Below are 6,737 nucleotides of genomic sequence, written 5' to 3' on the forward strand. Positions count from 1 at the left end.
TTAAGTAAGCCACTTGCGCCTTGTAGTATTCCAATTCTTCTTCCATACTATCGAACTTCGTACGAGGATGACCTTTTAAGAGGTTTTTTAAGCCGTTATTACCACCATTTTGCCCCCGCAAGTCTGAAATATCACCTGTTTCTTGATATTTCCGGACCCAATTCATTAACTGTGTTCTACTTCTAAGCTTATATTTTTTCGCTATAGCTGATTGGCTACCCTCACCATTTAAATAACTTTTTACAACTTGTATCTTTAATTTATCTGAATAAGTTTGAAATTTATCCCCTTTTTTAACCATAATAAAATCCCCTCCAAGTAAAAGTGTAACATCCATGTGTATTCATGGTCTTTTTACACTGTCTACCTTAAGGGGATAATATCATCCCCCTTGAGAGGTTTGTCCTTTTTTCATCATATGTATGGCTTCAACACCTCTCAATATAGAAGTTGCCGTTTTAAATGACTTGAATCCCAACATAGAACGCACGCGTTTCTTAATAAAACGATGATCTTGTTCCACTATATTATTGAGATATCTAACTTGCCTTAGTTGTATGCCTTCAGGCATATGTTTCTCTTCTTTTAACTCTTGAATCGCTACAGGGTAGGCAGGGTTCTTATCTACTGTTATCACACGTGGTTTAGACACGTACGAAAAAGCCAAGGCTTTCTTGAAAAAGCGCTTGGCTGCTTGTTTATCTCTTGATTTACTTAGATAAAAATCAATGGTGTTCCCTTCGGAATCTACAGCACGATATAAATACATCCATTGACCTTTTACTTTGATATAGGTTTCATCAACTCTCCATGAGTCATTTGTTGATTTAAGATGATATCGTACTTTCTCTTCTAATTGGGGCCCATATTGATGAACCCAACGCATAATGGTTGTGTGAGCGATTGATACTCCTCGTTCTTCCATCATTTCCACCAGGTTACGAAAGCTCAAATTGTACCATATATTTACATAACAAATAAGAAACATAAAACATATAACACCAAGTAGAAGAAACCTAATATTCCGCCTATAGCTAGTACCTGTTTAACCCAGCTCTTGAATTTCAGATTACTGTCAATAATCGCTTGCACTCTTTCCATATTCGTTTCCTCCTATTAAGGAGACCCCTTAAAGACTCTCACCTCGCTATGGTACCATTAAAGAATGACTAATAGAGGTCTAATTTTTGTCTAAATGTATAACATTGCCCTATATGCAATATTGCATATAAAAATATATTGATATAATTATAAGTGCTTACTATAATAAAGGCATAAAGATAAATAACATCTTAGCAACAACAAAAGAGGAGGAAATACTATGGCAATCGCAATGGCAGTTTTAAAATTTGTAGGTGGAATCATTCCATTTGTACAAGAACTTTTAAAAGCAGTAATGTAAGCTCATTATCCCGCAATTATTTATAAAAATTATCATTTGTGTGAGCAAAGTCCCTTTAAGCATTATGAAGGGACTTTTTTAAATTTCTACATACTTGAGGTTCCGTCACATCAACATCAAGTTAAAGCACTTTTAAAACATTAAAAGGTGCTTTTTATTTTTTATAAATGCGAAAGTAAACTTTTATCTAAAAGTTTACTTTCGGGTTTTGAATCATTTATAGCTAATTTTGTAATAAATTTCTCAATATAGATGCAACTTCTATTAATTTCTTATAAGTTGATGGGCATGTATGGTGACCCCATATAGATGATTTCGTTCTGTACAGTTCTGACAACTTAGTGCAGGCTATAAATCTTTACATGCTTGAAGATATGTACATATTCATTATTGAAGTTCTTAATATTAAAATGTATTATAAAAAAGCGCAACTTCTAATGCATGTAAATAGGACTATGAATTTCGAATAAATAAAATATTTCGAAGTAATATAGTTGCCGAAAAATGAGGTGGAATTAATAGAAACAGTACATATTAAATGGTATGGATCGTATAGTTTTAATGATTTTTATAATAGAGAAGAAGCTTTTAAGAAAGGAATATTTGCAATCTTTAGAGTATGTGCTGGAAAAGAAACATTTCTCTATATAGGAAAAGCCCAAGGACACTTTATACAAAAGATAAGGGAATTCCATAAGGAGTGGCTGTTTGATGCAAGCGAAATAAAGATTAGATTAGGAATAATAGAATTCCCTAATGGTGAAAGTTATTCTGAAAAGAAGATAGAAGAGGTTAAATCCCTTTTGATTTTACGGCATACCCCATCAGAAAACACCACACCTTCAGTATACTATAGAGGACGGTTTAATTTAAAAATTATAAATAAGGGAAGAAGGGGCTTAATTGTTAAAAATCTTTCCCCAGAAGATCTAATATGGATATAAGTTGAATGGTTCTGGTGCAAATACTTAGGAAAGATATAAAGAGGCGAAAAGTTTCCTAGTGGAATCTAGTCTTAAGCAGCAATTCCAAACAACTTATGTATGAATCCAACTTCATTTTGAGCAGACTTCACCTGTGGGTGAAGTTGTCCTTTTTTCATCATATGCATGGCTTCAACGCCACTCAATATAAAAGTGGCCGTTTCATAAGACTTGAATCCTAACATTGAACTAATTAAAACGCTCATTGAATAAAACTTGAGTTTCTGAAAAATTTTCTCTCTCCCCTTTTTCTAATATAAACTTTATTTAAATCTTTTTAGAAAATTATACCATTCAGTTTTCAGATATTATTAAATCTATAGTTAAATTAAGGTTATTTTAAGGAGCGTTGTCTAACCGAATGTCCATTTAGTTCAAATTCACGTTTAATGTGTAATTTTTATACAACAAAGAAAGAAGCACCTAATTTTATAGGTACTTTATTGTATTTGATTAATTGTGCATCTAGTTACAATTGCGACTTCATTTATATTTGAACAAAGGTTAACTAAAATGAGTGGGTCTATAACAGACTACTATTTAAATAATATAAAAATAGATTGTTCAAATTAAGGATTCTAAAGATCCTAGATTATGCCTAAACAGATAAATAGCTACCCATCTCTACACTCGATACCACAGAAAGACTGCCAAATAACTCTTCCGACGTATCTTTACAATCAAGGTTGCCACTATAAAAATGCTAACGCGCAATGGCTGAATACAACAACTCATCTGGATATGGGGTTGTGAAGAAAGGTAGCATTTAAACACCTCATAAATAGTAATAAATTATACAAATAACTTATTTGCATCTAACTCGTAGCCGGCATTTTTTAGCTCTTTAAATAACTCCATGTGCCAACCATTTCCTGAATCATAGTTAACATATACAACTCCTGATATATCATTTGGTTTTTCAATATTATCTTTAACTAATGCACAAACATTGGATCTTCCCAATCTAGCAATTAGATATCCATGTTCAAATACAACATTTTGTCTAGCTCTCATTTGTAGTTCATCATCATTCTTAGCCTTACCTAAATCACAAGGCGTATAAAGTACAATTCCAAACCCTACCTCTGCATTATTTTCTATTTTTTCAATAATTGTTGATCCACCACTAGCTTGTTCATGTAAAATTATTGGTTTCAAATCTAACCTTTCCAGAAACCTAGCGACAGAAATTTTTACACTCTCATCATGTCCATGTACTATAAATACTTTTTTATTATCAATTTCAGTAGATGAAGGACTTGCTGATAATTTTAGAGATTCTTGCATTCTTACTTTAGCTTCTTTCATTATTTCTGTCGTTACATCTTGAGTATATTCATCATCACCAAAAGCATCTTCTTTTGTTATAAACCAAACCATACTTGCTGGTGTTTTAGCATCTATTATGTCTACTATAGCTTTTATAGGAAATTCTGTAGTTTTCACTTGTATTCTAACTATATTTTGAGCCTTTAAAAAATAACCGTTGAATTGTAGTTCTTCTTTTTGTAGGTAGGGTAAAATTATTTCTTCAATAATTTTATTTGTATTTTCTTTATCATATTCATATAGACTTAAGTTTTTAGTAGCCCCAGGAATATCTGTTACTTCCATAAACACTTGATACAACATTTATTTCAATCCCCTTTTTACAATAATTTATACTAGTATTAATCTATATAAATCCCTATTAGCACTATAATTATACTTTAAATCCCATATTTTATATACTCATTCGCTTTTAATAATTCATGAGGATTCTTATTTTGCTTCAATGTTTGCTCTCTTCTGTAAACCTTGGTGCATAAGTTTTCCCTCTTTTAATTATATTACTCAAATAAAAACATAAACTACTCATTTATTATTGGAGGACATATTTATTATTGCTGAACACTAAATTAAATTAGATGCGAAATGTATCAAGTACATTATCTTTTTCTTCTTTATTAATTCCAATGTATCTTAGTGTAATTTGTGGTGTACTATGATTCAATATTTCTTGTAACATAGCAATATCCTTTGTTTGCTTGTAAAACCAATAGCCAAACGTTTTACGCATGGTATGAGTACCTAAAGATTCTACTCCGGCAAAATCTCCGGCTTTTTGTAACTGTCGATAGGCTTGAATTTTACTAATGGGTTTATCCCCTTTTCGAGAAGGAAATAACCAGGTACTTTTTAGATCTTCAGCGTATGGCAATACTTCCTCAAAAATGGATGTAATATTTATGATACGCTCCTTTTTTGTCTTTCCTTCTTTAACTTTAAATTCTTTCCGTTTTTTTCGCTGCAGTTTTAAAATTTCATTCGTTTCCATTTTAAGTAAATCACTTACACGTAACCCCGTATTAATACCAATTAGAAATAATATATAATCACGATCTGAACAATGACGTTTGAGCGACCATTTCATATCGTTGAGCTGTTCTATGCTCCGAATTGGTTGTACATCAATTAAATGTTGCTTTTTATCCATCTGCTTTTCAATCCCTTTATTTTCAATGATTTGAATGTATACTTTTTTGTCTATTTTTATAATATCAATGAAATTGGATAAAAGTCAATGTTTAAGGGGAAATGAAAGTAAACTTTTGGCTAAAAGTTTACTTTCGGGTTTTGAATCATTTATAGCTAATTTTGTAATAATTTTCTCAATATTGATATACTTGTTAATTATGCTTTTAATATTCAAAATTAACAAAAAATAAATTATAATAAAAATATGATGATTTTTCCTTTTGTTTACTCCTTGTACTAAAGATAAGATCGTGTTCCCGATCTTATCTTTTTTCTTTGTATATTTTTGATAAAAAAAGGAATCCTTAATATCTTAAGGATTCTGCAACAGGGAATAACAAAATATAAATAATAAAAAGAATTACTTATATTATAGTTAATATAGTAATAGTATAATATTGAGAAATATTTACATACATCCAGTATGTATTACGTAGCAATTGTAGAAATGGCTTGTTTATAGACTAGCTGTTGCTTACTATAAATTGTGTCTAAACGTACAATTTTCTTTTTTTGATATGGTGACCCCAATTAGGAATTACCGCGAGGTGCTGAATATGGTTTCTTACTTTATTCAGTTGTTACAAATATAGTTTCATTCGGATCGGAAAATTGATACAGTTTCCTTGCGAACTTTAAAATATCTTCTTCGCTACCAGTTAACATTTTGAAGTCTTTCTCAATGTGTTGCCCATCTTTTTTTAAAGAAGATAATTCTTGCTTTGCCTTACCCATCATGATTTGTTTTTCTTTAATACTATCTTGTTGCTTATTAAGGGAGTATTGTACACCAAAAACCACAGGTAATATAAAAGCTAAAGCAGCTATAACACGGCGTCTTATTTTTTTATTATTAACTTGGTACGTATTAGGGTTCACTTGCTGTGATGGTATTTTGGGGTTCGATTGTTCTGATACTACTTTTGGGATGTTTCCCATTAAAAAGGCCTCCATTACTGATTGTAGAATTTAAATCGTTTGAAAGTATTATATATGTTCAATGGAAACTTTGAAACGATTTTAGTGAAAATGAGTTTTATAAAGTTGAAACAAAATCGTTATTGGATATCTTTGTCCATCCCCTCGAAATGGGGAAATAGCAAGCGAACTATAAACAAACCGCTTATAAATAAAGGGTTTTAACTACTTTTAATAATCTACATGTCAAAACATATACATTTTAATTGACATATTTCAAATAAGCATAAGTTGTATTTTTGAAATGAAAAATTCTAGATTTTTAGCTATGTCATAAAGTGTACTTTTTGACGTAGTGCATAAATTTAGCTAATTCCCCCTTTTCGGGGATTTGGGCAAAAACAACCTGTATAAGACTTCAGATCATTACAAAACGTTTACTGAAATAAAGTAGAAAGGAATTTAGTTATGGAAAAAATATATTTAGATGGACGGATGTTTACAAGTAAAGATGCACTGCATAAAACATTAAAGAACAAATTAGATCTTCCAGATTACTATGGTGAAAATGCTAATGCGTTGTGGGATTGCTTAACTGCATGGGTTACTCTTCCTTTAACAATAGAATGGGAATTTTTCAAAGAAAGCCAGAATATGTTAGGACAAGAAGCAGATTTGATTTTAGAAACATTTCAAGATGCTCAAGAAGAAATGGCGGATGAATTCTATATTGTTGTGAAATGATTAAATAAACTTAGGTAAACATAAAACCGTAGAAATAATTAATTTCTACGGTTTTCATTGTATTTATTTGAATATTTTTACAGAGTGGCCCCTCATACCCAGAATCGTTGCCGTATCCCCTTTACAATAATGAAATCGTTGCTTGGAAACTCTCACATCGCAATGATTTACAA

The 6,737-nt window shown here is 31.0% G+C and carries 7 protein-coding genes and 2 pseudogenes; 2 read left to right on the forward strand and 7 right to left on the reverse strand.

All coding sequences use genetic code 11. The features are described 5' to 3' along the window. The 3 genes and pseudogenes from CQ058_RS30535 to CQ058_RS32605 form a co-directional block, all read right to left on the reverse strand. On the reverse strand, positions 1-301 hold a 301-nt coding region (locus CQ058_RS30535; protein ID WP_105590217.1), incomplete at its 3' end, for a helix-turn-helix domain-containing protein. A gap of 81 nt (positions 302-382) precedes the next feature. After that, positions 383-958 (reverse strand): annotated as a pseudogene (locus CQ058_RS30540) (IS6 family transposase); the annotation flags it as partial. Positions 959-966: 8 nt separating this feature from the next. Next, entirely contained in the window at positions 967-1,101 is a 135-nt protein-coding gene (locus CQ058_RS32605; protein ID WP_002192042.1) for a hypothetical protein, read from the reverse strand. Between the two features lie 810 nt (positions 1,102-1,911). On the opposite strand from CQ058_RS32605, the gene CQ058_RS30550 reads away from it, so the two are divergent. Continuing rightward, positions 1,912-2,346: a sodium:proton symporter gene (locus CQ058_RS30550; RefSeq protein ID WP_105590222.1), complete on the forward strand. Its 435-nt coding sequence runs from the start codon at positions 1,912-1,914 to the stop codon at positions 2,344-2,346. A gap of 71 nt (positions 2,347-2,417) precedes the next feature. Here the strand turns inward: CQ058_RS30550 and CQ058_RS30555 are convergent. From CQ058_RS30555 to CQ058_RS30580, 4 genes and pseudogenes are all read right to left on the reverse strand, one after another. Continuing rightward, positions 2,418-2,579: pseudogene (locus CQ058_RS30555) on the reverse strand (IS6 family transposase); the annotation flags it as partial. Between the two features lie 598 nt (positions 2,580-3,177). Beyond that, positions 3,178-4,017 (reverse strand): TIR domain-containing protein, encoded by an 840-nt coding sequence (locus tag CQ058_RS30565; protein WP_105590218.1) that lies wholly within the window; start codon positions 4,015-4,017, stop codon positions 3,178-3,180. Between the two features lie 271 nt (positions 4,018-4,288). Further along, positions 4,289-4,861 carry a tyrosine-type recombinase/integrase gene (locus CQ058_RS30570; protein ID WP_105590219.1) on the reverse strand — a complete coding sequence of 191 codons (573 nt, stop codon included), beginning with the start codon at positions 4,859-4,861 and terminating at the stop codon, positions 4,289-4,291. Between the two features lie 611 nt (positions 4,862-5,472). Continuing rightward, positions 5,473-5,841, reverse strand: coding sequence for an FtsB family cell division protein (locus tag CQ058_RS30580; protein ID WP_105590221.1), 369 nt, complete (start codon positions 5,839-5,841; stop codon positions 5,473-5,475). 447 nt (positions 5,842-6,288) lie between these two features. Here CQ058_RS30580 and CQ058_RS30585 point away from each other — a divergent pair, with 447 nt between their 5' ends. Beyond that, a complete protein-coding gene (locus CQ058_RS30585; protein WP_002187942.1) occupies positions 6,289-6,564 on the forward strand; it encodes a barstar family protein in 276 nt (91 codons plus the stop codon). Positions 6,565-6,737: the final 173 nt, after the last annotated feature.

The organism is Bacillus sp. MYb56 (assembly GCF_002976445.1).
Taxonomy (GTDB): domain Bacteria; phylum Bacillota; class Bacilli; order Bacillales; family Bacillaceae_G; genus Bacillus_A; species Bacillus_A mycoides.

Excerpts from the sequence above, each read along its gene's own strand:
- CQ058_RS32605 (WP_002192042.1), bottom strand. The coding sequence starts at position 1,101 with ATGGAAAGAGTGCAAGCGATTATTGACAGTAATCTGAAATTCAAGAGC.
- CQ058_RS30565 (WP_105590218.1), bottom strand. The coding sequence starts at position 4,017 with ATGTTGTATCAAGTGTTTATGGAAGTAACAGATATTCCTGGGGCTACT.
- CQ058_RS30570 (WP_105590219.1), bottom strand. The coding sequence starts at position 4,861 with ATGGATAAAAAGCAACATTTAATTGATGTACAACCAATTCGGAGCATA.
- CQ058_RS30580 (WP_105590221.1), bottom strand. The coding sequence starts at position 5,841 with ATGGGAAACATCCCAAAAGTAGTATCAGAACAATCGAACCCCAAAATA.
- CQ058_RS30585 (WP_002187942.1), top strand. The coding sequence starts at position 6,289 with ATGGAAAAAATATATTTAGATGGACGGATGTTTACAAGTAAAGATGCA.